We start from the raw sequence: 23,373 nt of genomic DNA on the forward strand, positions 1-23,373 counted from the left end.
GGCCGCCCATGATGGAACCCATCCCCAGCAGCGTCGAACAATGCCCGTTCTGCCGGCAGACCCTTCGCCGCACGGCGGAAGTCTGTCCCGGATGCGGGGCGGAACGGCAGTATGGCCCCACGCGCCGGGAAAGCCTGACGACCACCGGCATCGGCCTGGTCGCCGGCCCGGCCGCGATCACCGTGGTCGGCGCCGGCCTGACCCTGGCCGTAGTGGCGGCGGCGATCGGCGCGCTGATGGGCTTCTTCGTCGCCCATGCGCGCCATTCCCACGACCGGTGGATGCCGCCCCGCGCCCCACGCTGATCCCTTAGCCGCCCGTCCCGGCGCCCAGACACGCGGCGTAGAACGAGGTGACGGCCGGCCCCTGCCGGTCCAGCCGGAACCGCGCCATGTCCCACCGGCACGGGCTCTGGCCGCGCAGGCGCGCCAGGCCCCGCGCCATCGCCGCCACATCGTCCGGCGGCACCAGGTCGGGCGACTCCGCCCCCAGGATGTCCGGCACGCCACCCGCCGCCGTCGCCAGCACCGGCAGGCCGGCCTCCATCGCCTCCAGCAGCACAAGGCCGAACGGCTCGCGCCGCGACGGCAGGACGAACCCGTCCAGCAGGTGCAGGTCACCCTTCAGGTCGGGACGATATCCCGCGAAAATCACGCCGGGGCCGGCCAGCGCCTCCAGCCGCGCGCGCTCCGGCCCGTCGCCGAACAGCACCAGCCGCGTTCCCGGCAGCGCCGCCTGGGCGAAGGCGCGGATCAGCACGTCCAGGTTCTTCTCCGGCACCATGCGCGCGGCCGTGCCGAACACGAAATCCTGCGCGCCCAGCCCCAGCGCGGCGCGCAGCCGCGCCCGGTCAACCCCCACGGCGCCGGGCAGCGTCCAGTTGCCGACCACCCCGACCTGCCCGGAAAAGACGGCCGGAATCTCCTCGCGCTGCCACTGCGCGATGCACAGCAACCCGTCATGGCGGCCATAGGCCCGCGGAGAAAACCGGGTATGCAGCGTCGCGACCAGGGGCGCGCGCCCCCGCGCCAGCAGCCGCGCCCGCACACTGGCCCGCCCCAGATGCGTATGAACGATGTCCGGCCGAAACCGCCGCATCATCCCCGCCAGCGCCACGCCGTATCCCAGCGGCGACGCCCGCACCGTCATCACGGGCGGGCGCAGATGCGGCACGATGTCCCCGCCGGTGCGCCGATCGCGCGACCGCCCGGCGACCAGGACCGCCACCTCATGCTCTGTGGCCTGCCACGCGGCCAGTTCGGCGACATGCCGTTCGGTACCGGCGAATCCCTCCGTACAAATGCAATGCAGGATTCTCAATTCCGGTCCGTCCTCTCCTCATGCCCGAGATCACACTCCCGTTCTCCGGCGGCATCCGACCTTGCCTGACGGCGCCGCCCGGTCAACAGTGATGCCCATGACCAGCACGGATACCTGCCCCGAGAAGCCGGCCGCCGAAGGCCCGGCCGAGACCACCGAAGCCCCACCGGCGACGACGCCCGAGGCCCCCGAATATGGCGGACCGAAGGAAGATCGGCCCACGCGCTATGGCGACTGGACCGTCAAGGGACGCTGCATCGATTTCTGACGGGCCACCACCCTACAGGCCGGTTTCGCCCTGCAGGCGGCCGAACCCCGCGCGGGCGGTCTGCCGGTGACCCGGCGGCCGCACCTCGCACGAGATCAGATAGATCCCGGCGACGAAGATGATATTGGCCAGGGAATTGAACCACAGCGCGATCTCGAAATGCGGCGGGGCGGTGGCGCCCTGGTACAGCGCATAGAACGCGAACGGGATCGAAAGCGGCCGCATGCCCGACAGCATGACGCGCAGCGGATTGAGATGCCCCGGCCGGACCATCGGCCGCACCCGGTTGATGCCGGTATAGAACGCCAGCCCCAGGCACCAGACCAGCACGTTGAACATGGCGTCGCTGAGGGACATGTGGCCGATCACGATCATCGCCCCGATCGACGCCGCCGACAGCATGATCGCCCCGAACTGGAAGCTCATGCCCAGCGCCAACGCCGGCAACCGTTCCGGCAGGCGGTCGGCGAAGGGTTGAAAGACTCGGTCCAGCAGCCAGGCATCGAACCGGTTGACGCGATCACCAAATGACATGGACATCTTGTATCAAGCCCGTCCCGCGACCGCACCCCTTTTCAAGGCGGAGCGACCCCGCAATGAGCTAGCCGGCGGCCGCGCCCTCCAGCGCCGCGCCCTCGCCCAGGCCCAGCGAGCCCGCCAGCCCGCCCTCACGGGCCTGAAGCGCGCGGCGCAACAGGCACAGCATGCCCGGCACACAGTTCCCGCACTGCGCCCGGCATCCTTTCGACGCGTAGATTTCCCGTGGGCGGGTGGCGCCGCCATCCACTGCCTTTTCCACATCCCGATCGGTCAGCAAGTTGCAAGAACAGACAAACATGACGCGTCCCATCTCCGTGCCCGTTCTTTGAAGCATAGTTGCTAACCGTTCGCAATCTCATTCTCAACAACTCGGCATCGAATGCGACTGGACATCCAGCGGCGCTAGACGCCGTAGACGGCGTTCCGCACGGCGTCGCAATAGGGGCCGGCCATCCCGGCCAGGGCGGTGTTGCTCATCATCACGATGGTCGTCCCCCGGGCGCGATCGACGATCCACTGATGGCCGTAGACCCCGCCCCAGGTGAATCCGCCCCGCGAAACCGGCGTCCGCACCCGCTCGGGGTCGTCCACCACCGCGGCGCCCAGGCCGAAGCGCATGCCCACGTTCATCGGCCCCATCGACACGTCGCCGATCGCATTGCGCCCGAAGGCGGCCGCGCTGTCCGGCGACAGGATCGGGCCGCCGCCCGTCCGCAGGGCTTCGAGGAAACGCAGGAATTCGCCGGCGGTGCCGACCAGGCCCGCCCCGCCCGAGGGGTAGGAGTCCCGGTCCAGCACCCGGTCGGGCGCGAACACGATTTCGCTGGTGCGGCCGTCGGACAGCAGGCGCGGCATGACGTAGCGTTCCCCCATGGCGATCGGGGCGGGACGCCCATCGGCATAGGCCCCGGTCAGCGCGCCCGGCCCGGAGACGGTGAAGCCGCTTTCGGTCCAGCCCAGCGGGTCGCCGATATACCGTCGCACCAGTTCCGACAGCGGCGCATCCCCCGCGCGTTCCAGCACGCCGCCCATGACGTCCAGCCCCAGGGAATATTGCCACCCCTCCCCCGGCGCGAAGATCAGGGGCACCGACGCCAGGCGGGCCAGATTGTCGGCCAGCGTCATGCCCGGCTCGGCGATGCCGTCCGACACCCCGGCGCGGGCGTACGGATTGTCGTCGCGGGGAAAGGCAAAGCCATAGGACAGGCCCGCCATATGGGTCAGCAGATGATGCAGCGTGATGACCGGCACGGCGCCATCCGCGGTGGCCGGCCGAAAATCGGGCAGGAAGCGCGTTACCGGGTCGCCCAGTTCCAGCCGCCCGCGTTCCGCCAGCGCCAGGGCCAGCGCCGTGACCACCGGCTTGGTCAACGAGGCCAGGCGCATCAGGGCGTCGGCGCGCATCGGGACATCGGCTTCGCGGTCCGCAAGGCCGGCGGCGCAGCGCACGACGACCGCGCCATCCACCGCCACCAGGACGACCGCCCCCACCAGCCGGCCCCGCGCCACCGCCCCCTGCACGACCTGTTCGACCCGTTCCGCCATTCCGTCGATCGGCATGGTCCCGGACATCGCCTTCCCCCCTTATTGCTGTTCGGAAGCAGTCAACCGCCATCGCCCGCCATGAACAAGAGGACATGTTTCCCCGGCCGGTGCGCGGTTTCCAGGATGCCCGGCCTTCTCTAGGCTATGGCGGTCATCAGGAGTTCCCACGCGATCATGACCGCCCGCCTGACCACCACCGCCCTCAGCCTCTCCCTCGCCCTGCTGGCCATGGCACCCGCCCGGGCGGACACGATGCCGCACCTCGATACCGCCCCGCCGGCGGCCCGGCCGGCCGCGCACGCGGACGCCCCGGTGCGCGCGACCCTGTCCAACGGGCTGCGCGTGGTGGTGGTGCGCGACCGGCTGGCCCCCGTGGTCACGACCGAGATCAACTACCTGGTCGGCTCCAGCGCGGCCCCGAAAGGCTTCCCCGGCACCGCCCACGCGCTGGAACACATGATGTTCCGGGGCAGCAGGGGGCTGGACAAGGACCAGCTGGCGGCCATCGGCGCGCGGCTGGGCGGCAGCTACAACGCCGACACGACCGAGAACGTCACCCAGTATTTCTACACCGCGCCCGCCGACGACCTGGGCGTGATCCTGCACGTCGAAGCGCTGCGGATGCAGGGGCTGACCCTGGATGCGGCCGATTGGGACAAGGAACGCGGCGCGATCGAGCAGGAGGTCTCGCGCGACCTGTCCAGCCCCAGCTACCAGTACCTGTCGCGCCTGCAATCCATCCTGTTCGCCGGCACGCCGTACGAGCAGGACGCGCTGGGCACCCGCCCCTCCTTCGAGAAGACGGACGCCGCCCTGCTGCGCGGCTTCTATGAAAAATGGTACGCGCCGAACAACGCCATCCTCATCATCGCCGGCGACATCGACCCCGACCGCGCCATCGACCAGGTCCGCGCCGCCTTCGGCGAGATCCCGCGCCGCGCGCTGCCTGAACGGACGCCGGTCCGGCCCGGTCCGGTGACGGCGCAGACGCTGCATTTCCCCACCGACTATCCGGTCGGGCTGATGACCGTCGCATGGCGCATGCCCGGCCTGACATCGCGCGACTACGCGGCCGCCCAGATCCTGTCCGACGTGCTGTCCAGCCAGCGCGGGGCGTTGTACGACCTGGTGCCGGCGGGCAAGGCGCTGTTCGCGGGCTTAGAATTCGCCCCCAAGGCTGATGCCGGAATCGGCATCGCCATCGCCGCCTTCCCCAAGGAGCAGGACCCCGCCCCGCTGCTGCACGAGGTCAACGCCATCCTGGCCACCATCCGCGACAAGGGCGTGCCGGCCGACCTGGTCGAGGCCGCGCGGCGCAAGGAACTGGCGCAGCTCAGCTTTTCCGCCAACAGCATCAGCGGACTGGCCGAAAACTGGTCGCAGGCCCTGGCCGTCATGGGGCTGAATTCGCCCGACGACCTGGCCGCCACGCTGAATGCGGTGACGCCGGCCGACGTCAACCGCCTGGCCCGCCAGATCCTGGATCCCGCCCAGGCGGTCACCGCGCTGCTGACGCCCGAGGACTCGGGCAAGCCGGTGACGGGCAAGGGCTTCGGCGGATCGGAATCCTTCGCCACCCCCCCCGACCATCCGGTCCCCCTGCCCGACTGGGCGCACGCGGCGCTGGCCAGCCTGTCCCTGCCGCCGGCCGCGACCCCGCCCTCGGTCTTCACCTATCCCAACGGGCTGCGCCTGATCGTGCAGCCCGCCCATGTCGGCCACACCGTGAATGTCTACGGCATGGTGCGGCAGAACGCCGACATGCAGGAACCCGCCGGCCAGGAAGCCATTGCCGCGATCACCGAGGACCTGTTCACCTACGGCACCCGCACCCTGGACCGCCTGGCGTTCCAGAAGGCGCTGGACGACATCGCCGCCACCGAAAGCGCCGGTCCCGGCTTCGGCCTGGCCGTGCTGACCCCGGATTTCGAGCGCGGCATGCAGCTTCTGGCGGATAACGAACTGCACCCCGCCTTCCCCGACCGCGCCTTCCAGGTCGTGCGTATGCAGACGGCCCAGGCACTGGCCGGCAGGCTGCGGACGCCGGATTACCTGTTCGGCCGGGCGGTCAAGGCCGCGGTGTCGCCACCGCACGACCCCAGCCTGCGCCAGCCCGACCCGCAGAAGATCATGCGCCTGACCCTGGCCGACGTGCGGGCGTTCTATGCGGCCGCCTACCGCCCCGACCTGACCACCATCGTGGTCGCGGGCGACATCACCCCCGAACGCGCGCAACAGGTGGTGGGCCGGGAGTTCGGCGCCTGGACGGCCGCCGGCGGCGCGACCCCGGCGGTCGACCTGCCGGCACGGCCCGACAGCCGCGCGTCGCACACGCAGGTGCCCGACCACACCAGCGTGCAGGACACCGCGATGCTGGCCGAAAGCCTGGGCCTGACGGCGGCGCACCCGGACCATTTCGCCCTGGCGGTGGGCAACGAGGTCCTGGGCGACGGCTTCTCGTCGCGCCTGTACCGGGACCTGCGGGTCAGGACCGGATATGTCTATTCCGTCAGCAGTCGTTTTTCATGGTCGCGGAACCGGGGCGGATACAGCATTTCGTTCGGCGCCGACCCCGACAAGGTCGGCAAGGCGCGTGACGCCGCCGTTCACGATGTCACGGCGATGCAGGACAGCCCGGTCTCGGACGACGAACTGACCCTGGCCAAGGCCTCGCTGCTGCGCGGCCTGCCCCTGCAGCGCGCCAGCCTGGATTCGATCGCCGCCGGGGACCTGCACCTGGTGGACCTGGGCCTGCCGCTGGATACGCCGGACCGGGCGGCGCGCGCCTATTACGGCATGACGGCGGCGGCGGTGCAGGCCGCCTTCCGCACATGGATCCGCCCCCATGACCTGGCGGAAATCGTCAAGGGGCCGGCGCGGTAACAGGGCCGCCCGCCCCGCGCGGAACCCGCCGCCGCGCCCGGAGTTAGGTGTCGCGGACACGCGACGCGGCCGGGTCGCGGCCCGTACGCATGTCTCGAACCCGACTTCGGAGAGGGAGAGCCGTGCGCGAATGTCATACCGGAACGTCCTGCGATGGCGCGGACGCAGTCGCAGGGGCACGGGGGCGGATCGTCGGCCCTGTCGTGACCTGCTCCAGGTTTTTGCTTCCCCTCGTATGTCTGGCCGCTCTGGCGCCGGCCGCAGCCCAGGCCACCCCGACGATGGCCGAGCGGCGGCTGTGCGGCGCGGCGCCGGTCTTCGACGACGAATTCGACACGCTGAACCTGTCGGCCTGGACGCTGGGCGCCGCCCGCTGGATCACGCACACGCCATGGGCCGGCGATTTCGGCGACGCCCGCTTCACCGATCCCGGTCCGGGCTCGGCCTTCGCGGTCCATGACGGCACCCTGTCCATCACCGCGCGCAAGGACGCCCAGGGGCACTGGACCTCGGGCCTGCTGGCGTCGGCGGACGAGGACGGGCACGGCTTCACGACCATGTACGGCTATTTCGAAACGCGCGTGAAGCTGCCCCCCGGTCCGGGGACATGGCCCGGCGTATGGCTCAATGAAAGCACCCCGCCGAACTGGATGCGCCCGACCGTCGAAGTCGATGCCATCGAATATTACGGCCAGTTCACCGACGCATTTCATTCCACGGTTCACGTCTGGCCTGGACGCTCCTCCGAGCCCCACGGGGGGGCGACGCAATTGAACAGCGTGCCGCCCAAGTCCCTGGTCGATGATTTCCATACCTACGGCACGCTGGTCACCCCGCGCTGGATCCGCCTCTATCTCGATCACAAGGAATACTGGCAGACGCCGACACCCCCGCAACATCGGCTGCCGTTCATGTTCCTGGTCAATCTGGCGCTCGGTTCGGGGTGGCCGATCGACAAGACCCCAAACCCGACGGTCATGCTGGTGGATTACGTTCGCGCCTATCAGCCCGCCGATCCCGAGGCGTTCGCACGCTGCCTTGTGGCCGGCGCCCCGCCGCGTGCCCCGCGTTAAGGTCGGGCGTTGCCCGAACCCACCAGGGCCTGAGGCCCTGGACCCCGATCGGGGATAACAGGCGGGTTTCAGGGGGCCCGACACTCCGTCGCGGGCCCAAAAAAAAGGCGGTGCCGAAACCGGCACCGCCCCCTTTTCGTCCATGACGGACGAGATCAGCCTTCCGCGTTGCGACGACGGATCGCCGCACCCAGAATGTCGCCCAGCGAAGCGCCGCTGTCCGACGAGCCGTACTCGTTGATCGCCTGCTTGTCTTCCTCGACCTCGCGGCCGCGGATCGTCAGCGCCAGCTTGCGGGCCGCACGATCGACCGAGACGATCTTCGCATCGACGCGCTCGCCAACCGCGAAACGCTCCGGACGCTGGTCGGCCTTGTCGCGCGCCAGCTCGGCCCGGCGGATGAAGCCCGTCAGGACCTCGTCAACCTTGACCTCGATGCCGTTCGCCTGGACGGCGGTCACGATGCAGGTGACGACCGCACCCTTCTGCACCTTGCCCAGCGCATCGGCGGCCGGATCTTCATGCAGCTGCTTGATGCCCAGCGAGATACGCTCTTTCTCGACATCGACATCCAGCACCTTGGCCTGGACGACCTGACCCTTCTCGTAGTGGGCCATGGCGACCTCGCCCGCCTCGTCCCACGACAGGTCGGACATGTGGACCATGCCGTCGATGTCCGCGGACAGGCCGACGAACAGCCCGAACTCGGTGATGTTGCGGATCTCGCCCTCGACCGTCGAGCCGATCTTGTGCTCTTCGGCGAACAGCTCCCACGGGTTGCGCTGCACCTGCTTCAGGCCCAGCGAGATGCGGCGCTTCGCGCTGTCCACATCCAGGACCATGACGTCGACTTCCTGCGAGGTCGCGACGATCTTGCCCGGATGGACGTTCTTCTTCGTCCAGGACATCTCGGAGACGTGCACCAGGCCCTCGACCCCCGGCTCCAGCTCGACGAACGCGCCGTAGTCGGTGATGTTGGTGACGCGGCCGGAATAGCGGGCGCCCGGCGGATACTTGATCGCCACGTTCTCCCACGGATCGGCCTCGAGCTGCTTCATGCCCAGCGAGATACGCTGCGTATCCGGGTTGAAGCGGATGACCTGCACGCGGACCGGCTGGCCGATCTGCAGGGCCTCGGACGGGTGGTTGATGCGCTTCCAGGCGATGTCGGTGACATGCAGCAAGCCGTCAACGCCGCCCAGGTCAACGAACGCACCGTAATCGGTGATGTTCTTGACCACGCCGTCGAGGATCATGCCTTCCTTCAGGCCCTGGATCAGCTCGCTGCGCTGCTCGGCGCGCGTCTCTTCCAGAACGGCGCGGCGCGACACGACGATGTTGCCGCGGGCGCGGTCCATCTTCAGAATCTGGAACGGCTGCGGCACGCCCATCAGCGGGGTGACGTCGCGGACCGGACGGATATCGACCTGGCTGCCCGGCAGGAACGCCATGGCGCCGCCCAGATCGACGGTGAAGCCACCCTTCACCCGGCCGTAGATCGTGCCGTTGACGCGCTGGTTGCCCTCGAACGCCTTTTCCAGGTTCGTCCAGGCTTCCTCGCGCCGCGCCTTCTCGCGCGACAGCACGATGGACCCGTCACGGTCCTCATAGCGCTCGACGAACAGCTCGATCACGTCGCCCGGCTTGACGTCCGGGGTCATGCCCGGCAGGCCGAATTCCTTGAGCGCCACGCGCCCTTCGCTCTTGAGGCCGACATCGACGATGGCGAATTCGTCGGTCAGGCGGACGACGCGGCCGGTGACGACCGAACCGTCGAAGGCGGTGTCGCGGCCCAGGGTCTCGTCCAGAAGGGTCGCGAAATCCTCACCGCCGAAATGATCGGTGGCGGATTGTAAGGTGGCTGAAGCCATATGTACCGTAAATCCCGTATCGGGTCCCGCGCGGGCGGAACACCGCAAATCTTGCGCGCCGCCGATCGTGGACGGAACGACTTGCCCGGCTCTATCCACGACCCCTGTCGCGGCACGCCTGACGGCCGATGCAGACCGCGCCGCCCCCAAGGACCGGGTTCCGGCGCGTGGACTCGCACAGACACCCTCAGCCCCTGGCCTGTCAACAGAAACCGCCCGCCGGGCGGCCTTTCAGCCGGAAAACCCGTTCAACCCGTCTTGAGGTCTTCCGTCCGCCGGCGGACGATCCGCAGGGCCTCGTCCAGCACCTCGTCGGCGGTCATGTCGTCGGTGTCGATCCAGACCGCATCGTCGGCCGCGCGCAGCGGGGCCGCGGCGCGGCTGGCGTCGGCGTCGTCACGGGCCTGGAGCTGGGCCGCGACCTCGGCGACGCGGGCCGCGCGGTCCGGCGCATCGGGGTCGGGCGCCATCTGTTCCCAGCGCCGGCGCGCCCGCGCCTGGGTCGATGCCGTGATGAACAGCTTGACCGTCGCGTCGGGGAAAATGACGGTGCCGATATCGCGCCCGTCCAGCACCCCGCCGCCGGCAACGGCGAAATTGCGCTGGATGTCCACCAGGATCGCCCGCACCGCCTGCTGGGCCGCAACCAGGCTGGCGGCCCGATCGACTTCGGGCACCCGCAGGTCGTCACGGTCCAGATCCGCCAGCCTGATCCCCCGCGCCTGTTCGTCGGCCGGATGGGTCGCCGGGTCCAGCCCGGCATCAATCATGCGCCGCCCGACCGCGCGATACAGCAATCCGGTATCCAGGTAGGGCAGGCCCAGCGCCGCCGCCAGGCGCCGCGCCAGGGTCCCCTTTCCGGCGGCCGCCGGACCGTCGATGGCGATCACCAGCGCCTTTGTCATGGCGCAAGGCCCGCGCCGATGCCATTCATCAGCGCGATGAAGCCGGGGAAGCTGGTGTCGATGAAGGCCGTGTCGTCCACGCCCACCGGCGCCGACGCCGTCAGGCCCAGCACGGTGGCGCTCATGGCCAGACGGTGGTCCATGCGGGTCTCGACCACGCCGCCGCCGGGCACCGCGCCCCCGGTGCCGGTGACGATCATGTCGTCGCCCACGACCTGGACCGCCACGCCGTTGCGCTCCAGCAGCGCCACGGTCGCGGCCAGGCGGTCGCTTTCCTTGACGCGCAGCTCCTCCAGCCCCCGGAAACGGGACGGGCCGGCGGCATGGGCGGCGGCGACCGCCAGGACCGGATATTCGTCGATCATCGACGGCGCGCGGTCGGCCGGCACGTCCACCCCATGCAGCGGGCCGGCGATCGCGGTCAGGTCACCCACCGGCTCGCCGCCCTCGATGCGTTCGTTCGACAGGCGCAGGTCGGCCCCCATCTCGCGCAGGGTCGTGAACAGGCCGGTCCGCAGCGGGTTCAGGCCGACGCCGCGCACCGTGACCGCCGACCCCGGCACCACCAGGGCCGCAACCAGCACGAACGCGGCCGAGGACGGATCGCCCGGCACCACCACGTCCCGCGCCACAAGGTCCGGCCGGCCGGCCAGGGTGATGGTGCGGCCGCCGGCGCCCAGCGGCTCGACCGTCACGTGGGCGCCGAAATGGCGCAGCATGTTCTCGGTGTGGTCGCGGGTCGCCACCGGCTCCTCGACGCGCGTGGTGCCGGCGGCGTTCAGCCCGGCCAGCAGGACGGCCGATTTCACCTGCGCCGAGGCGACGGGCAGGCGATAGGTCAGCGGCGCGGGGTCGGCGACGCCCCGAATCGCCAGCGGCAGCCGCCCCCCGGCCCGCGACAGGAAGGTGGCGCCGGTGGCCGCCAGCGGGTCCGTCACGCGCTTCATCGGGCGGCCGCGCAGGCTGGCGTCGCCGGTCATCACCGAAAAGATGCCGTGGCTGGCCAGGATGCCCGACAGCAGGCGCGCCGCCGTGCCGGAATTGCCCATGTCCAGCACGTCGGCCGGTTCCTGCAACTGGCCGATGCCCCGGCCCGTCACGTGCCAGGCGCCGGGGCCGGTGCGGACGACCGTGGCGCCCAGCGCCCGCATCGCGTCGGCGGTCCGCAGCACGTCCTCGCCTTCCAGCAGGCCGGAAATATGCGTCTCGCCGCGGGCCAGCGCCGCGAACATCAGCGCGCGATGGCTGATCGACTTGTCACCCGGAACCGTGACGGCTCCGGAAAGGGGGGCGGCCGGCGCGTGAACGTTCAGCGGACGCGGGGACGGAGCATGCACGGTATCCATGGGGCCATCCAATTCCGGATTGTGGGCGGCGAAGTCAATCGCCCACGCGACAAAAAAGAAGCCAAAGCGACGACCATGGACCGATCATGGTTTGACAGCCGGTCCGCAAGCTGGCATGGGGCTGCGCCTTGTGCCGCTCTCCGTCGCATTTTTTGTCCAACAATATCAGGATCGACAGGTTCAAGATGGCCCAGCCTAATCTCGGCACCAAGCGCGTCTGTGTTTCCTGCAGCGCCCGTTTCTACGATCTGAACAAAAGCCCGGCGGTCTGCCCCAAATGCGGCACCGAGCAACCCGCGGACGTGCCCCGCATCCGCCGCACCCCCGACCCGACGGCCGCGATCCCGGTGAAGCCGAAGGACGACGATGCCGATACGGCCGTCGACCTCGATGCCGACGACGCCGATGCCGACGACGACGTGATGGAGGATACCTCCGACCTCGACGACGATGACGACGAGATCAGCGCCGACATCGACGTCAGCACCGACAACGACGAGAACGACAACTGACCGTCCGCCCCGCCCCCCCTTGCGGGGCCGGCGGGGCAGGACGCTATCCCAGGTTGAGCACCGCCAGCCCGACCAGCACGCCGGCCATGCCCAGCCACTGGTGCCTCGCCACGGGTTCGTGAATGACCAGGCGCGCCTGCAGCACCGTCACCATGCTGGTCAGCGATGACAGCACGGTCGGCAGGGCGATGCTGCCCAGGCCGGCCGCGACCGACAGCGACAGATAGGCCAGCCCCGACATCAGGCCGTTCAGCGCGGTGACGGCGCCATAGCGCCGCCCCGGAAAGGTGATGTCGCCCCGCATCAGCAGCGCGACCGCCAGCAGGGCGACCATCCCCACGGTATAGAACGCCCACACGGTTCCCAGCGCCCCCAGGTACGGGGTCACGAACCGCCCCTGCACGCAGAACCCCGCGCCGTAGAAACCGGCCGACAGCGCCGCCAGCCAGGCCCCCCTGGCCCCGTCGACGGCAGGCGCCCTGCCGGAGTCGTCGCCCTCGGCCGCCGCCGGAATCGACGACACCACGCCGCCGGCGATGGCCAGGATCACCCCCGGCAGCACCGATGCGCGCAGGGTTTCGCCCAACGCCGCCGCGCACAGCGCCGCCACGACCCCGTAGCAGGCCATGATCGGCGTCACGACCGAAAAGCGCCCCACCTGCAACGCGCGAAAATACAGGCCCGACGCCCCCAGGATCAGCAGGGTGGAGCCGATCGCCCACCCCCACACCGCCCAGCCCGCGCCATAAAGGGGCCGCCACGACCCGAGTCCCGCCACGCCCATCGCGGCGGCCATGCCCACCGACACGGCGAACTGGCTCCAGAACATCATACGCAGGACGCCGATCGCCCGGCTGGCGAAGCCGGCGAGGAAATCGCCGGTGCCGTAGAACAGGGCGGCGGACAGACCCAGCAGAATCGCCGCGGTCACGGCGCGGGTCGCCGCCGTTCGATCTCCACCCCCACCGCGTCCAGGTCGTCGAAGATATCCAGCTTCTCGACACGCACGCGCACGACCACCACCCGCTCGTCGGCCAGGACGCCGATGGCGATCCGCTCGGCCAGCGTCTCGACCAGGCGGACATGGCCCTCGCCGATGATCCGGCGCACCATCAGCACGATGCGTTCGTACGAGACGGTACGGCTCAGGTCGTCGCGCCCGACCGTCAGCCCCGGCTCGTCCACGACCCCGAACGAGATATTGACCCGGATTCGCTGGGTCACGCCCTGTTCATGCGGATAGATGCCGATATTGGCATCGAGCACCATGTCCTTGAGGAACACGCGGCGCAGCGGCGGCTGTTCCGGCCAGGCGGCAAAGATGGCCATTGCGGTGTGTCTTATTCCTCGGGGACCAGGCCGGGACGCAGGGCCGGCGACCATTGCATGTGTTGCCCGCCATCCAGGGCCAGCATCTGTCCCGTCACCGACGGCAGGCACAGCAGCGCCATCGCCGCCCGCGCGACCTCGTCCGGCGAGGTCCCGTGGCCCAGCGGCACCGACGCGCACTGCCGGGCGAACTGTTCGGCCGACTGGCGCGGGCTGGGCAGCGCCGGGCCGGGCCCGATCGCGTTCACGCGGATCCGCCGGGGCGCCAGGGCCAGCGCCATGCTGCGCGTCAGGGTCCACAATGCCGATTTCGACACGGTATAGCTGACGAAATGCGGCGTCAGCGACCAGACCCGCTCGTCCAGCATGTTCAGCACCATGCCCTCGGCCCCCTCGGGCAGACGGCGGGCGAAATCCTGCATCAGGACGAAGGGCGCGCGCAGGTTGGGCTCCAGATGCATGTCCCAGCCGGCGCGGGTCGCGTCGTCCCACTCGTCGCGCTCGAACGTGCTGGCGTTGTTCACCAGCACCCCGACCGGACCCAGCGCATCGGCGGCCCGCGCCAGCAGGGGCGTGACCTCGGCCTCGTGCGACAGGTCGGCGCGCAGCATGACGGCGCCCACGCCCCGGGCGGCGACGTCCGCCACCGTCCGGCGGGCCTCGTCCTCGTCCGAGCGATAATGGATGGCCACCGAAAATCCGGCATCCGCCAGCGCCAGCGCCATGGCCCGGCCAAGCCGGATCGCCCCGCCGGTCACGAAGGCGACGCGGGGAATGGAAGGGGGAATGGGCCACATGCTCATGCGTCCTTCAGGCCGGCCGGCGCGCCAGCAGCGCCGCTGCCAGCGTGCCGTCATCCAGAACGTCCAGCGCGCCGCCCATCGGCACGCCCTGCCCGACGCGGCTGACGGGCACGTCGAACCGCGCCAGGCGGTCCTGCAGCCAGTGGCTGGTCGTCGCCCCCTCGACCGTGGCGCCGAGGGCCAGGATGACTTCCCGCACGCCGCCCTGCTCCAGCCGGGCCAGCAGCGGGCCGACATTCAAGTCGTCCGGCCCCAGCCCCGCCAGCGCCGACAGCGTGCCGCCCAGCACCTGGTAGACGCCGCGATGCACGCCCGCGCGCTCCAGCGCCCACAGGTCGCCCACCGTCTCGACCACGCAGACCAGCCCGCGATCGCGCGCCGGATCGGCGCAGATGCCGCAGGGGTCGCGCGTGTCCAGGTTGCCGCAGCCGCCGCACGTCTTCACCGCGCGCGCCGCCTGCTCCATGGCCTGGGCCAGCGGCAGCATGCGGGCCTGGGGCTGGCGCAGCAGGGCCAGCGCCGCGCGGCGGGCCGAACGCGGACCCAGGCCCGGCAGCCGCGCCAGCAGCGCGATCAGCCGTTCGATGTCCGTTCCGCCCATGCCGCCGCCCCTATGCCCCGCCGCGCCGTGGGATCAGAACGGAAATTTCAGGCCCGCCGGCAGGTTCATGCCGCCGGTGACCTTCTTCATTTCCTCGGCCGCGCGTTCGTCCAGCAGCTTGCGCGCGTCGGCGCAGGCGGCGACCAGCAGGTCCTGCAGCATTTCCATTTCCGTCGGGTCGGCCAGCTTGGGGTCGATCTTCACCGCCTTGAGGTCGCCCTTGCCGTTGAGGGTGACATGCACCATGCCGGCCCCGGCGCTGCCCTCGATCGTCATGCCTTCCAGCGTGGTCTGCATTTCCTCCATGCGGGCCTGCATCTGGGTCGCCTGCTTCATCAGGCCGGCTAGATTCTTCATCGGTGTCGTCTCCTCACCTGTCGTCGTTCATGTCGAGGTCATCCTCATCCACCAGATCGGCGTCGAGGGGCGCGAATTCCAGATCGGGCGCCAGCACGGCGGATGCCGCCTCTTCAGGCGGCAGGCCGTAATCGTCAAGGGAATGATCGGTCACGGCGCCCAGGCGGGCATCGGGAAAGCGCGCGAAGATGGCCCGCACCAGCGGATGGGCCTCGGCCGCCGCGCGGTGGAACTGGATGATTTCCGCCCCCTGCTCGGCCAGCGTCGGCGCGCCCTGCCCGGTCGAGGACCGGACCTCCCACGCCGTATCCGTCTCGCGCCGCAGCAGGGTCTCCAGCCGGCGGGTCAGGCCCGGCAGGCCGGCGCGGTCCACCCGAAGGTCGATCCGCGGCGGCACGAAGGCGACCAGATGCGTGGAATGGCGCAGATGACCATGCAGCATCGCATCCTTGCCCGAAACGAACGCCACGACTTCGCGCCATGTCGCCAGGGTGGGTGGGGATGGCGCGGGCTCGGGCTCCGGCTCGGGCGCGATCGGCTCCTGCGGCTCGGCGGGCGACAGGTCGGCCACGCGCACCCCGCCGTTGGCGACCATCCGCAACCCGCCATGCGCCGTGACGGGCACCCCGCCCTGGGGTCCGCCGCCCGGGGTCATGCCCATCGCCACGCCACCGACCGCAGGTCCACCCGTCGCCGCCGACGCACCCGACGCCATTGGCCCCGCCGCGTCCGCGCCGTCCTTGCCGGTCAGGCGACGCACCAGCTCGCCCGGCGGCGGCAGGTCGGCCACGTAACACAGGCGGATCAGGATCATTTCGGCGGCTTCGCGCCGGTCCGGCGCCATCTCGATTTCCGACAGGCCCTTCAGCAGCATCTGCCACGTCCGCCCCAGCACCGGCACGGACAGGCGGTCGGCCAGCGCACCGCCGCGCGCGCGCTCGGCCTCGGGCAGTTCGGCGCTGTGCCGCAGCGCCGGCAGCGCCTTGAGGCGCGAGACCGTGTGGACCAGTTCCAGCACGTCGCCCAGCATGACGCCCAGGTCGGCGCCCCGGGCATGGGCCTCGTCGGTGATGGCCAGCGCCTGGTCGGGCCGGCCGGCCAGCACGGCGTCCAGCAGGTCGAACACCCGTCCCCGGTCGGCCAGGCCCAGCATGTCGCTGACCAGATCGGCCGCGATCGGGACATCTGCCCCGCCCTGGGCTTGCGCGACCTGGGCAATGGCCTGGTCCAGCAGCGACAGGCCGTCGCGCACCGAACCATCCGCCGCCCGCGCGATCAGCGCCAGCGCATCGGGCGTGCAGGCGACGCCTTCGGCCTGCGCGATGCGGCCGAAATGGGCGGCCAGGTCGGCCTGCGGCACGCGACGCAGGTCGAACCGCTGGCAGCGCGACAGGACCGTCACCGGCACCTTGCGTAGTTCGGTGGTGGCGAAGACGAACGTCACCTGCGCCGGCGGCTCCTCCAGCGTCTTGAGCAACGCGTTGAAGGCGTTGCGCGACAGCATATGGACCTCATCGATGATGAAGACCTTCATCCGCCCCTGCATGGGGCGGAATCGCGTTGCCTCGATGATTTCGCGCACGTCGTCCACGCCGGTGCGCGACGCCGCGTCCATTTCCAGCACGTCGGGGTGACGGTCGGCCAGGATGGCGACGCAATTGGCGCAGACCCCGCACGGATCGGCCGTCGGGCCGCCGGCGCCATCCGGCCCGACGCAGTTCAGGGCCCGGGCGATGATGCGCGCCGTCGTGGTCTTGCCCACCCCGCGCACGCCCGTCAGCATGAAGGCATGCGCCACCCGCCCCAGGGCGAAGGCATTACGCAGGATCCGCACCGTCGAATCCTGGCCGATCAGATCGTCGAGGGTGGCCGGCCGGTATTTACGCGCCAGCACGCGATAGGGAACGGCCGCCGAGCCAGCGGGTGTCGCCGGGACGGCGGGCGCGGCAGCGGCGGCCGGCGCGTCGCCGAACAGGCCGGGGCCGTCATCGGGCGGGGGCGCGGGCAGATCGTCCGCCTCGGCGCGATCCTGGTCCGTTGAGGCGGTCATTGAGGCTTCCGGGCAGATGTCGACGCCAGGCCCGGCCTGGCGGCGCGGGCGGGGATATGTTTCCCGGGGTGGGAGACCGGACTGATGACCCGGGCGAAACTCACTGCGGCTGCTTCCTTCCGGACCTGACCGGGTTGGCAAGGCGCCCGTCCATAGCCGGTCTCCCGACGCCTTCTTAACACGCAACCGGGTGTCGGGCACAAGAGGGAGGACAAGGAAAAGAGGCAGGCCATGACCATCACCCCCTATGCGCCCCCCGGCAGAGGCGGGAACTTCTATTCCGGCAGTCCCGTGGACCGCGCGGCGCACCATCGCGCGGACGCGGCGCGAATCGCGTCCTATCTCGTCGGCGCCGACACGCTGTTCGTGCCCTGCTGGCGCGGGCTGCACCTGATCGTCAGGGACCCGGACGACCGGGCGCGGATCGAACTGCCCACCCGGCGCCAGACGCTGATGACGCCCGAATTCCTGGAGGGGACCGACTGGATCTTCCTGGGCTACCTGGACGAACGCCCGCTCTTTGTCCTGGATCTCAGCCTGATGGACCAGCCGGAACTGCTGTTCCCCCAGGCGCGCGGCCGGTTCGTCGAACTGCGCCCGCTGGCCAGCCTGCTGCCGCCGGACGAGGCGGCCATCCTGGCCCAGGCGCGGGGCCTCGTGCACTGGCGCAACGCCACGCGCTTCTGCGGCGCGTGCGGCGCGCCCAACCAGGCCGACCAGGCCGGCCATCGCCTGGTCTGCACGGCCGACCCCGGCCACCTGCATTTCCCCCGCACCGACCCGGTGGTCATCATGCTGGTGCAACGGCGCGACCGTGTCCTTCTGGCGCGCGGCGTCCGCTTCGGCCCCGAAAGCCGTACGCTGTCAGCCCTGGCCGGTTTCGTCGAACCCGGCGAAACGCCCGAGGAAGCCGTCGCGCGCGAGGTGCTGGAGGAAACGGGCGTCCCGGTCGGGGAGATCCGCTATCACTCGTCCCAGCCCTGGCCGTATCCGGGCACGCTGATGCTGGCCTTCACCGCCACCGCCACCGACGACACGCTGCGCCTGGACCCCGACGAAATCGTCGAAGCCCGATGGCTGACCCGCGACGACATCCGCAACCATGCCGCCCTGGGCTTCACCCTGCCGGCGTCCACCACCATCGCGCGGCGCATGATCGAAGACTGGCTGACCGGCGCCCCCTAGAAAGGTCGGGGTTCCGCCGTCCCCGGCAGGGGCCGAAGCCCCTGCGCCTACTCCCCGACCGCCGCTCCACCGGCATGACGACGGTCGAAACCGCCGTAATAGCGCGCCGTTCCCCGTTCGCCGAGGCGCGGACCGCCGACCAGAATCCCCTCGGCCACGCCCCACGGGGCATGGGGGGCGATCTCGTAGCCCTCCTGCGTCAGGGTCCGGGTGACATCGTCGGTCAGGGCGCCCTGCTCCACCTCGACGTGCGAGGGCTGCCATTGCTCGTGAAGGCGAGGCAGGTCGATCGCCTGCTGGATGTCCAGCCCGTAATCGACCACGCCCAGGATCGCGGACAGCACGATGGTGGGAATCCGCGACCCGCCGGGGCTGCCGATCACCATGACGACCTTGCCGTCGCGCGACAGGATGGTGGGCGACATGGACGACAGCGGCGTCTTGCCGGGCGCGATCTCGTTGGCGCGGCTGCCGACGATGCCGAACATGTTGGGCACGCCGGGACGCGACGAGAAATCGTCCATCTCGTCATTCATGAAGATCCCGGTGCCGCCGCCCATGACCTTGGCGCCGAACCAGCCGTTCAGCGTATAGGTCACCGACACCGCCAGCCCTTTATCGTCCGCGACCGAGAACTGGGTCGTCTCGTGCTTTTCCGGCTGCGCCGTGCCCGGACGCAGCGAATCGGACGCCACCGCCCGGTCGGTCGGAATCCCGTCGCGGATCTGCTTGGCATAGGCCGGGTCGATCAGATGCGTGACCGGGTTGTGGACGAAGGCCGGGTCGCCCAGGTCCTGGCGGTCGGCATACGCATGGCGCATGGCCTCGACCTCACGCTGCACGGCCGGGGCGCTGTGCAGCCCCAGCGCATGCATGTCGTAGCCCGACAGGATGTTCAGGATCTCGCACAGCGCAACGCCGCCGCCGCTGGGCGGGGGCGCGGTGTCGACGCGATAGCCGCGATAGGAACAGGTCAGCGGCGCCATGACGCGCGGGGCATATTTGCGGAAATCGGCGGCCTGCAGGATGGCGCCCCCGGCCCGGCCGGCCCGCAGGATCTCGTCGGCGATCGGGCCGCGATAGAAGGCATCGGCCCCCTCCCGCGCGATCAGCGACAGGGTCCGGGCCAGATTGGCCTGCACCAGCCGGTCGCCGGCCACCAGCGGCGTGCCGTCGGGACGCAGGAAGATCTTCCGGGCCTCGGCGTCCCGCGCGAAATCGGCGGTCGAGGTGTCCAGCAACTGGATGTCGCCCTCGGCCAGGACGAAACCATCCCGCGCCAGGGCAATGGCCGGCGCCATGACCTGCTGGCGCGACAGCCGCCCCCAGCGACGCAGGATCAGGTCCATCCCCGCCACGGTGCCGGGCACGCCCACCGCCTTCCAGCCGGTGATCGACAGGCCCGGAATCACGTTGCCCTTCGCATCCTGGAACATCGTGGCGGTCGCCGCCAGCGGCGCATGTTCGCGGAAATCGACGAACTGCATCCGGCCGTCCGGCGTACGCAGGGTCATGAACCCGCCGCCGCCGATATTTCCCGCCGCCGGATAGACCACGGCCAGCGCGTACGCCACCGCCACCGCCGCATCCACCGCGTTGCCACCCTGCGCCAGGATCCGCGCCCCGGCCTCGGACGCCAGATGCTGCGCCGACACCACCATGCCATGCTGCCCCGCGGCCGGGGCCAGCGGGGCCACCGCGACCGGTCCGCCGCCGAAGGTCAGGACATCGCCCTGCGGCGCGGGCGCCGAGGGCGGCGCCGATGCCGCCATCGCGGGCAGTGCCGCGCCGGCCAGCATCGACCCCGCCAGCATGCAGGCGGCCAGGCGCCGTCGCAGGATGGAATACCGCATTATGTTCCTTTCGATCGGGTGATGTGCGCGCGGACAGGCGTGGCCGTCATCCGGCCGTGTCGTAGGGCGGCTTGTCGAGGCCGGCCGGCGAAAGGGTGAAGATCTCGCACCCCTCGTCGGTGACGCCCAGCATATGCTCGAACTGGGCCGACAGCGAACGGTCGCGCGTGACGGCGGTCCAGCCGTCATCCAGCACCTTCACGTCCGGGCGGCCGCTGTTCAGCATGGGTTCGATGGTGAAGAACATGCCCGGCCGCAGCACCAGCCCCTGGCCGGGCCGCCCGTAGTGCAGCACGTTCGGCGCGGCATGGAACGTCCGGCCGATGCCGTGGCCGCAGAAATCGCGCACTACCGAGAAACGATGGGATTCGGCAAAGGTCTGGATGGCGTGCCCGACATCGCCCAGCGTGTTGCCGGGGCGAACCTGTTCGATCCCCACCATCAGGGCCTTGTACGTCACGTCGATCAGCTTCTCGGCCTTCCGGGGCACCGGGCCGACCGTGTACATGCGGCTGGTGTCGCCGAACCAGCCATCCAGGATCACGGTGACGTCGATGTTCAGGATATCGCCGTCCTGCAACTGGCGCTCGCCCGGAATACCGTGGCAGACGACATGGTTGAGGGAAATGCAGCTGGATTTCGGATAGCCGCGATAGCCCAGCGTGGCCGGCGTCGCCCCGTGATCGAGCATGAAGTCGTGGATCAGGCGGTCGAGGGCGTCAGTGGTGACCCCGGCCCTGACGTGCGGCACGATCATGTCCAGCGTGCGGGCCGCAAGCTGGCCCGCCGCGCGCATGCCGACGAAATCCTCGGGCGTATGAAGAATAACCCGCCTTGCGTCCGTGTCGCCGTCCATGTCGATGCCCCTCGCTATCCTATCCAGCCGCCGGAACGGCATCATCATGGGGGGATAAATGCGCGGGTCGCCCGATCAAGGCAAGGGCGATGCCCCCAGCAATGCCGGTTTTCGGGCCGGTCGGGTCAGCCGTGATTATGACCATGCCGGTGACGGACCGCATGGCCCGCGGCCACCATGCGGACATGGGCCGGGACATGCCCATGCCGCGCCGGCATGTGATGACGCGGCGCCAACGGAAGTTCGGCCACCTGCTCGGGGCCGGCATTGGCCGAACGCGCCGCCGCAGCCAGCATGATCGCCGCCCGGCCATGGCGGCTGCGCGCACGCGCCAGGACCAGCGTACGCGGCACGTCGGCGACGCCTTCCTGGCGGAAACCGTCATCCAGCAGGCTGGCCATCATGGCGCTGCGCTGCGGATTCGTCCGGGCCCCCAGCACCACGCCGATCAACCGGACATTCTCGCGAATGGCCGACGTCACCAGGTTACGCCCGGCGTCGGCGGTATAGCCGGTCTTCAGCCCGTCCGCCCCGGGATAGAACCGCAGCATCGGGTCGTGATTGGGCACCTGCCGGCCATGGAAATAGAAGGCCGGCACCGCGAAATAATGATAATATTCAGGAAATTCGGCGATGATCTGCCGGGTCAGCAGCGCCAGGTCGCGGGCCGACGTCACCTGCTCGCCGTTCGGCAGGCCGGACGCGTTGCGAAATGTCGTGCTGGTCATGCCCAGGGCGCGCGCCTGGCGGGTCATCACGTCGGCAAAGCGGCCTTCGTCCCCGCCGCCCAGCAATTCACCCAGCGCGCAGGCCGCGTCGTTGGCCGATTTCGTGACCAGCCCCAGCACCGCCTGCTCGACCGTCAAATAGCTGCCGGGCACCAGGCCCAGCTTGGACGGCTCCATCGAGGCCGCGTGGGCGGAAACCGGCACCGACTGGTCCAGCGAGATCTGCCCGCCCCGCAGGCCCTTGAAAGCCAGGTAGAGCGTCATCAGCTTGGTCAGGCTGGCAGGATAGCGCTGAAGATCCGGATTGCTCTGCGACAGGACGGCCCCGGTGCGGGCATCCATGACGATCGAACTGACCTGCCCGACATACTGGGCGCGGGCCTGGGGCACGCCTGCGGCCAGCACCGCCACCCAGCCCGCCGAAAGGCCGACCGACAGCCGAATGGCCCGCCCCCGTCCGACCGGCGGGAACGCGACATGGCGCAGACGGGCGAACCAGCCCTGCTTCTCATCACCCCTGGAGCAGTCGGCCACCACCGTTCCCCCGTCACCGGATCCGCATCTTTCCGGCGACTTTATGGTCAATCTTCGGAACCCGTCCAGAGGAAACAACGATAACAGGAAGAAAATGCAGCCTTTTCGACCTCGTGCCACGATCCATGCGCGCGACGGCGGTCTTCGATGCGGGGACATCCACTATTTTGATCCGTCCCGGCTCGCAAAACATGCTTAATTTGTCCCCCTGCCCTTTTAACCCGACACGTATTTCCAATATGGTATGAACATGGTTGTTGCATCTTCCCCCGCCGGGTCTTCCATGACCGACACCCGCATGTCCGGGCATCATCCGCATTCCCATGGCGGCAACCCGACGCGGCGTGGCGGCAACGACCAGGATGGACAGTCCGACAACCCCGATTCGCCGACCATCGGGGTCGTCGTCCGGACCCGGCCGCAGACGCGCAAGCCCGCGATGTACAAGGTCCTGATGCTGAACGACGACTACACGCCGATGGAGTTCGTCGTTCACGTCCTCGAGCGGTTTTTCCAGAAGTCGCGCGAGGAAGCGACCGACATCATGCTGCACGTCCACAAGCGCGGCGTGGGCGTCTGCGGCGTCTTCACCTACGAGGTCGCCGAGACCAAGGTCACGCAGGTGATGGATCTCGCCCGGCAGAACCAGCACCCGCTGCAATGCACGATCGAGAAGGACTGACCCTCGGGGAAATCCCTCCCCCGGGCGACGACGCGCGTCCCCTACCGCACGGACACGCGATTTATTTTTCTTGCCACTGGCTTTCCGATGGAAACATACCAAATATAGTCCTGATTTTCCGGTAGCCTGTCG

At 69.8% G+C, this 23,373-nt stretch carries 23 protein-coding genes and 1 other RNA gene; 7 read left to right on the top strand and 17 right to left on the bottom strand.

Going from position 1 to position 23,373, the window contains the following annotated elements:
* The first annotated feature begins 8 nt into the window (after nucleotides 1–8).
* Nucleotides 9–305, top strand: a complete 297-nt coding sequence (locus tag HLH21_RS05625) for a hypothetical protein (RefSeq protein WP_182942165.1) — start codon at nucleotides 9–11, stop codon at nucleotides 303–305.
* A gap of 4 nt (nucleotides 306–309) precedes the next feature.
* Here the strand turns inward: HLH21_RS05625 and HLH21_RS05630 are convergent, their stop codons facing one another.
* The gene (locus HLH21_RS05630) at nucleotides 310–1,320 is read right to left on the bottom strand and encodes a glycosyltransferase (protein ID WP_182942167.1); all 1,011 of its coding nucleotides are present in this window, start codon (nucleotides 1,318–1,320) and stop codon (nucleotides 310–312) included.
* A 97-nt stretch (nucleotides 1,321–1,417) separates the two neighbouring features.
* Between HLH21_RS05630 and HLH21_RS05635 the strand changes: the two genes are divergently transcribed.
* Complete coding sequence (locus HLH21_RS05635) at nucleotides 1,418–1,588, top strand: DUF1674 domain-containing protein (protein ID WP_182942169.1); 171 nt, start codon at nucleotides 1,418–1,420, stop codon at nucleotides 1,586–1,588.
* A 12-nt stretch (nucleotides 1,589–1,600) separates the two neighbouring features.
* On the opposite strand, the gene HLH21_RS05640 is transcribed toward HLH21_RS05635, so the two are convergent.
* From HLH21_RS05640 to HLH21_RS05650, 3 genes are all read right to left on the bottom strand, one after another.
* A complete protein-coding gene (locus tag HLH21_RS05640; protein ID WP_182942343.1) occupies nucleotides 1,601–2,122 on the bottom strand; it encodes a hypothetical protein in 522 nt (173 codons plus the stop codon).
* A 67-nt stretch (nucleotides 2,123–2,189) separates the two neighbouring features.
* Nucleotides 2,190–2,426, bottom strand: a complete 237-nt coding sequence (locus tag HLH21_RS05645; protein ID WP_182942172.1) for a (2Fe-2S)-binding protein — start codon at nucleotides 2,424–2,426, stop codon at nucleotides 2,190–2,192.
* 104 nt (nucleotides 2,427–2,530) lie between these two features.
* Nucleotides 2,531–3,700: a serine hydrolase domain-containing protein gene (locus HLH21_RS05650; protein ID WP_220789696.1), complete on the bottom strand. Its 1,170-nt coding sequence runs from the start codon at nucleotides 3,698–3,700 to the stop codon at nucleotides 2,531–2,533.
* A 147-nt stretch (nucleotides 3,701–3,847) separates the two neighbouring features.
* On the opposite strand from HLH21_RS05650, the gene HLH21_RS05655 reads away from it, so the two are divergent.
* Nucleotides 3,848–6,556, top strand: a complete 2,709-nt coding sequence (locus tag HLH21_RS05655; protein ID WP_182942174.1) for a M16 family metallopeptidase — start codon at nucleotides 3,848–3,850, stop codon at nucleotides 6,554–6,556.
* 281 nt (nucleotides 6,557–6,837) lie between these two features.
* On the top strand, nucleotides 6,838–7,629 hold the full coding sequence (locus HLH21_RS05660) for a glycoside hydrolase family 16 protein (RefSeq protein WP_246379279.1): 792 nt from the start codon (nucleotides 6,838–6,840) through the stop codon (nucleotides 7,627–7,629).
* Nucleotides 7,630–7,784: 155 nt separating this feature from the next.
* Here HLH21_RS05660 and rpsA read toward each other — a convergent pair whose 3' ends face one another.
* The 3 genes from rpsA to aroA form a co-directional block, all read right to left on the bottom strand.
* The gene (gene rpsA / locus HLH21_RS05665; RefSeq protein WP_182942178.1) at nucleotides 7,785–9,500 is read right to left on the bottom strand and encodes a 30S ribosomal protein S1; all 1,716 of its coding nucleotides are present in this window, start codon (nucleotides 9,498–9,500) and stop codon (nucleotides 7,785–7,787) included.
* A 248-nt stretch (nucleotides 9,501–9,748) separates the two neighbouring features.
* Entirely contained in the window at nucleotides 9,749–10,405 is a 657-nt protein-coding gene (gene cmk / locus HLH21_RS05670; protein ID WP_182942180.1) for a (d)CMP kinase, read from the bottom strand.
* Nucleotides 10,402–11,751, bottom strand: coding sequence for a 3-phosphoshikimate 1-carboxyvinyltransferase (aroA, locus tag HLH21_RS05675; protein ID WP_182942182.1), 1,350 nt, complete (start codon nucleotides 11,749–11,751; stop codon nucleotides 10,402–10,404). The genes cmk and aroA overlap by 4 nt, the downstream gene beginning before the upstream one ends.
* Nucleotides 11,752–11,936: 185 nt before the next feature.
* Between aroA and HLH21_RS05680 the strand changes: the two genes are divergently transcribed.
* Nucleotides 11,937–12,263 (top strand): TIGR02300 family protein, encoded by a 327-nt coding sequence (locus HLH21_RS05680; protein WP_182942184.1) that lies wholly within the window; start codon nucleotides 11,937–11,939, stop codon nucleotides 12,261–12,263.
* 43 nt (nucleotides 12,264–12,306) lie between these two features.
* Here HLH21_RS05680 and HLH21_RS05685 read toward each other — a convergent pair whose 3' ends face one another.
* The 7 genes from HLH21_RS05685 to ffs all read right to left on the bottom strand — a co-directional run bounded on the left by HLH21_RS05685 (nucleotide 12,307) and on the right by ffs (nucleotide 17,568).
* The gene (locus HLH21_RS05685; RefSeq protein ID WP_182942187.1) at nucleotides 12,307–13,194 is read right to left on the bottom strand and encodes a DMT family transporter; all 888 of its coding nucleotides are present in this window, start codon (nucleotides 13,192–13,194) and stop codon (nucleotides 12,307–12,309) included.
* Nucleotides 13,191–13,592 (bottom strand): dihydroneopterin aldolase, encoded by a 402-nt coding sequence (gene folB / locus HLH21_RS05690; protein WP_182942189.1) that lies wholly within the window; start codon nucleotides 13,590–13,592, stop codon nucleotides 13,191–13,193. Before folB ends, HLH21_RS05685 begins: the two co-directional genes overlap by 4 nt.
* Before the next feature lie 11 nt (nucleotides 13,593–13,603).
* Nucleotides 13,604–14,395, bottom strand: coding sequence for an SDR family oxidoreductase (locus HLH21_RS05695; RefSeq protein ID WP_182942191.1), 792 nt, complete (start codon nucleotides 14,393–14,395; stop codon nucleotides 13,604–13,606).
* Between the two features lie 7 nt (nucleotides 14,396–14,402).
* Nucleotides 14,403–14,996 carry a recombination mediator RecR gene (gene recR, locus HLH21_RS05700; protein ID WP_182942193.1) on the bottom strand — a complete coding sequence of 198 codons (594 nt, stop codon included), beginning with the start codon at nucleotides 14,994–14,996 and terminating at the stop codon, nucleotides 14,403–14,405.
* 33 nt (nucleotides 14,997–15,029) lie between these two features.
* On the bottom strand, nucleotides 15,030–15,353 hold the full coding sequence (locus HLH21_RS05705) for a YbaB/EbfC family nucleoid-associated protein (RefSeq protein ID WP_182942195.1): 324 nt from the start codon (nucleotides 15,351–15,353) through the stop codon (nucleotides 15,030–15,032).
* Nucleotides 15,354–15,366: 13 nt separating this feature from the next.
* On the bottom strand, nucleotides 15,367–17,403 hold the full coding sequence (locus HLH21_RS05710; protein ID WP_182942197.1) for a DNA polymerase III subunit gamma/tau: 2,037 nt from the start codon (nucleotides 17,401–17,403) through the stop codon (nucleotides 15,367–15,369).
* 68 nt (nucleotides 17,404–17,471) lie between these two features.
* Nucleotides 17,472–17,568, bottom strand: an RNA gene (ffs, locus tag HLH21_RS05715) — signal recognition particle sRNA small type.
* Nucleotides 17,569–17,634: 66 nt separating this feature from the next.
* Between ffs and nudC the strand changes: the two genes are divergently transcribed.
* A complete protein-coding gene (gene nudC / locus HLH21_RS05720; protein WP_182942199.1) occupies nucleotides 17,635–18,588 on the top strand; it encodes an NAD(+) diphosphatase in 954 nt (317 codons plus the stop codon).
* Nucleotides 18,589–18,635: 47 nt separating this feature from the next.
* Here nudC and ggt read toward each other — a convergent pair whose 3' ends face one another.
* The 3 genes from ggt to HLH21_RS05735 form a co-directional block, all read right to left on the bottom strand.
* Nucleotides 18,636–20,441 (bottom strand): gamma-glutamyltransferase, encoded by a 1,806-nt coding sequence (ggt, locus tag HLH21_RS05725; protein WP_246379281.1) that lies wholly within the window; start codon nucleotides 20,439–20,441, stop codon nucleotides 18,636–18,638.
* A gap of 46 nt (nucleotides 20,442–20,487) precedes the next feature.
* Entirely contained in the window at nucleotides 20,488–21,297 is an 810-nt protein-coding gene (gene map, locus HLH21_RS05730; protein WP_182942201.1) for a type I methionyl aminopeptidase, read from the bottom strand.
* A gap of 125 nt (nucleotides 21,298–21,422) precedes the next feature.
* Nucleotides 21,423–22,469 carry a D-alanyl-D-alanine carboxypeptidase family protein gene (locus HLH21_RS05735; RefSeq protein ID WP_373319682.1) on the bottom strand — a complete coding sequence of 349 codons (1,047 nt, stop codon included), beginning with the start codon at nucleotides 22,467–22,469 and terminating at the stop codon, nucleotides 21,423–21,425.
* Between the two features lie 373 nt (nucleotides 22,470–22,842).
* Here HLH21_RS05735 and clpS point away from each other — a divergent pair, with 373 nt between their 5' ends.
* Nucleotides 22,843–23,241, top strand: a complete 399-nt coding sequence (gene clpS / locus HLH21_RS05740; protein WP_182942203.1) for an ATP-dependent Clp protease adapter ClpS — start codon at nucleotides 22,843–22,845, stop codon at nucleotides 23,239–23,241.
* Nucleotides 23,242–23,373: the final 132 nt, after the last annotated feature.

This window comes from Gluconacetobacter johannae, from assembly GCF_014174305.1.
GTDB lineage: Bacteria > Pseudomonadota > Alphaproteobacteria > Acetobacterales > Acetobacteraceae > Gluconacetobacter > Gluconacetobacter johannae.

Excerpts from the sequence above, each read along its gene's own strand:
- HLH21_RS05680 (WP_182942184.1), top strand. The coding sequence starts at position 11,937 with ATGGCCCAGCCTAATCTCGGCACCAAGCGCGTCTGTGTTTCCTGCAGC.
- HLH21_RS05650 (WP_220789696.1), bottom strand. The coding sequence starts at position 3,700 with ATGTCCGGGACCATGCCGATCGACGGAATGGCGGAACGGGTCGAACAG.
- ggt (WP_246379281.1), bottom strand. The coding sequence starts at position 20,441 with ATGCGGTATTCCATCCTGCGACGGCGCCTGGCCGCCTGCATGCTGGCG.
- rpsA (WP_182942178.1), bottom strand. The coding sequence starts at position 9,500 with ATGGCTTCAGCCACCTTACAATCCGCCACCGATCATTTCGGCGGTGAG.
- clpS (WP_182942203.1), top strand. The coding sequence starts at position 22,843 with ATGACCGACACCCGCATGTCCGGGCATCATCCGCATTCCCATGGCGGC.
- aroA (WP_182942182.1), bottom strand. The coding sequence starts at position 11,751 with ATGGATACCGTGCATGCTCCGTCCCCGCGTCCGCTGAACGTTCACGCG.
- map (WP_182942201.1), bottom strand. The coding sequence starts at position 21,297 with ATGGACGGCGACACGGACGCAAGGCGGGTTATTCTTCATACGCCCGAG.
- HLH21_RS05695 (WP_182942191.1), bottom strand. The coding sequence starts at position 14,395 with ATGAGCATGTGGCCCATTCCCCCTTCCATTCCCCGCGTCGCCTTCGTG.
- cmk (WP_182942180.1), bottom strand. The coding sequence starts at position 10,405 with ATGACAAAGGCGCTGGTGATCGCCATCGACGGTCCGGCGGCCGCCGGA.
- HLH21_RS05645 (WP_182942172.1), bottom strand. The coding sequence starts at position 2,426 with ATGTTTGTCTGTTCTTGCAACTTGCTGACCGATCGGGATGTGGAAAAG.
- HLH21_RS05655 (WP_182942174.1), top strand. The coding sequence starts at position 3,848 with ATGACCGCCCGCCTGACCACCACCGCCCTCAGCCTCTCCCTCGCCCTG.
- nudC (WP_182942199.1), top strand. The coding sequence starts at position 17,635 with ATGACCATCACCCCCTATGCGCCCCCCGGCAGAGGCGGGAACTTCTAT.
- HLH21_RS05635 (WP_182942169.1), top strand. The coding sequence starts at position 1,418 with ATGACCAGCACGGATACCTGCCCCGAGAAGCCGGCCGCCGAAGGCCCG.
- recR (WP_182942193.1), bottom strand. The coding sequence starts at position 14,996 with ATGGGCGGAACGGACATCGAACGGCTGATCGCGCTGCTGGCGCGGCTG.
- folB (WP_182942189.1), bottom strand. The coding sequence starts at position 13,592 with ATGGCCATCTTTGCCGCCTGGCCGGAACAGCCGCCGCTGCGCCGCGTG.
- HLH21_RS05625 (WP_182942165.1), top strand. The coding sequence starts at position 9 with ATGATGGAACCCATCCCCAGCAGCGTCGAACAATGCCCGTTCTGCCGG.
- HLH21_RS05660 (WP_246379279.1), top strand. The coding sequence starts at position 6,838 with ATGGCCGAGCGGCGGCTGTGCGGCGCGGCGCCGGTCTTCGACGACGAA.
- HLH21_RS05640 (WP_182942343.1), bottom strand. The coding sequence starts at position 2,122 with ATGTCATTTGGTGATCGCGTCAACCGGTTCGATGCCTGGCTGCTGGAC.
- HLH21_RS05710 (WP_182942197.1), bottom strand. The coding sequence starts at position 17,403 with ATGACCGCCTCAACGGACCAGGATCGCGCCGAGGCGGACGATCTGCCC.
- HLH21_RS05705 (WP_182942195.1), bottom strand. The coding sequence starts at position 15,353 with ATGAAGAATCTAGCCGGCCTGATGAAGCAGGCGACCCAGATGCAGGCC.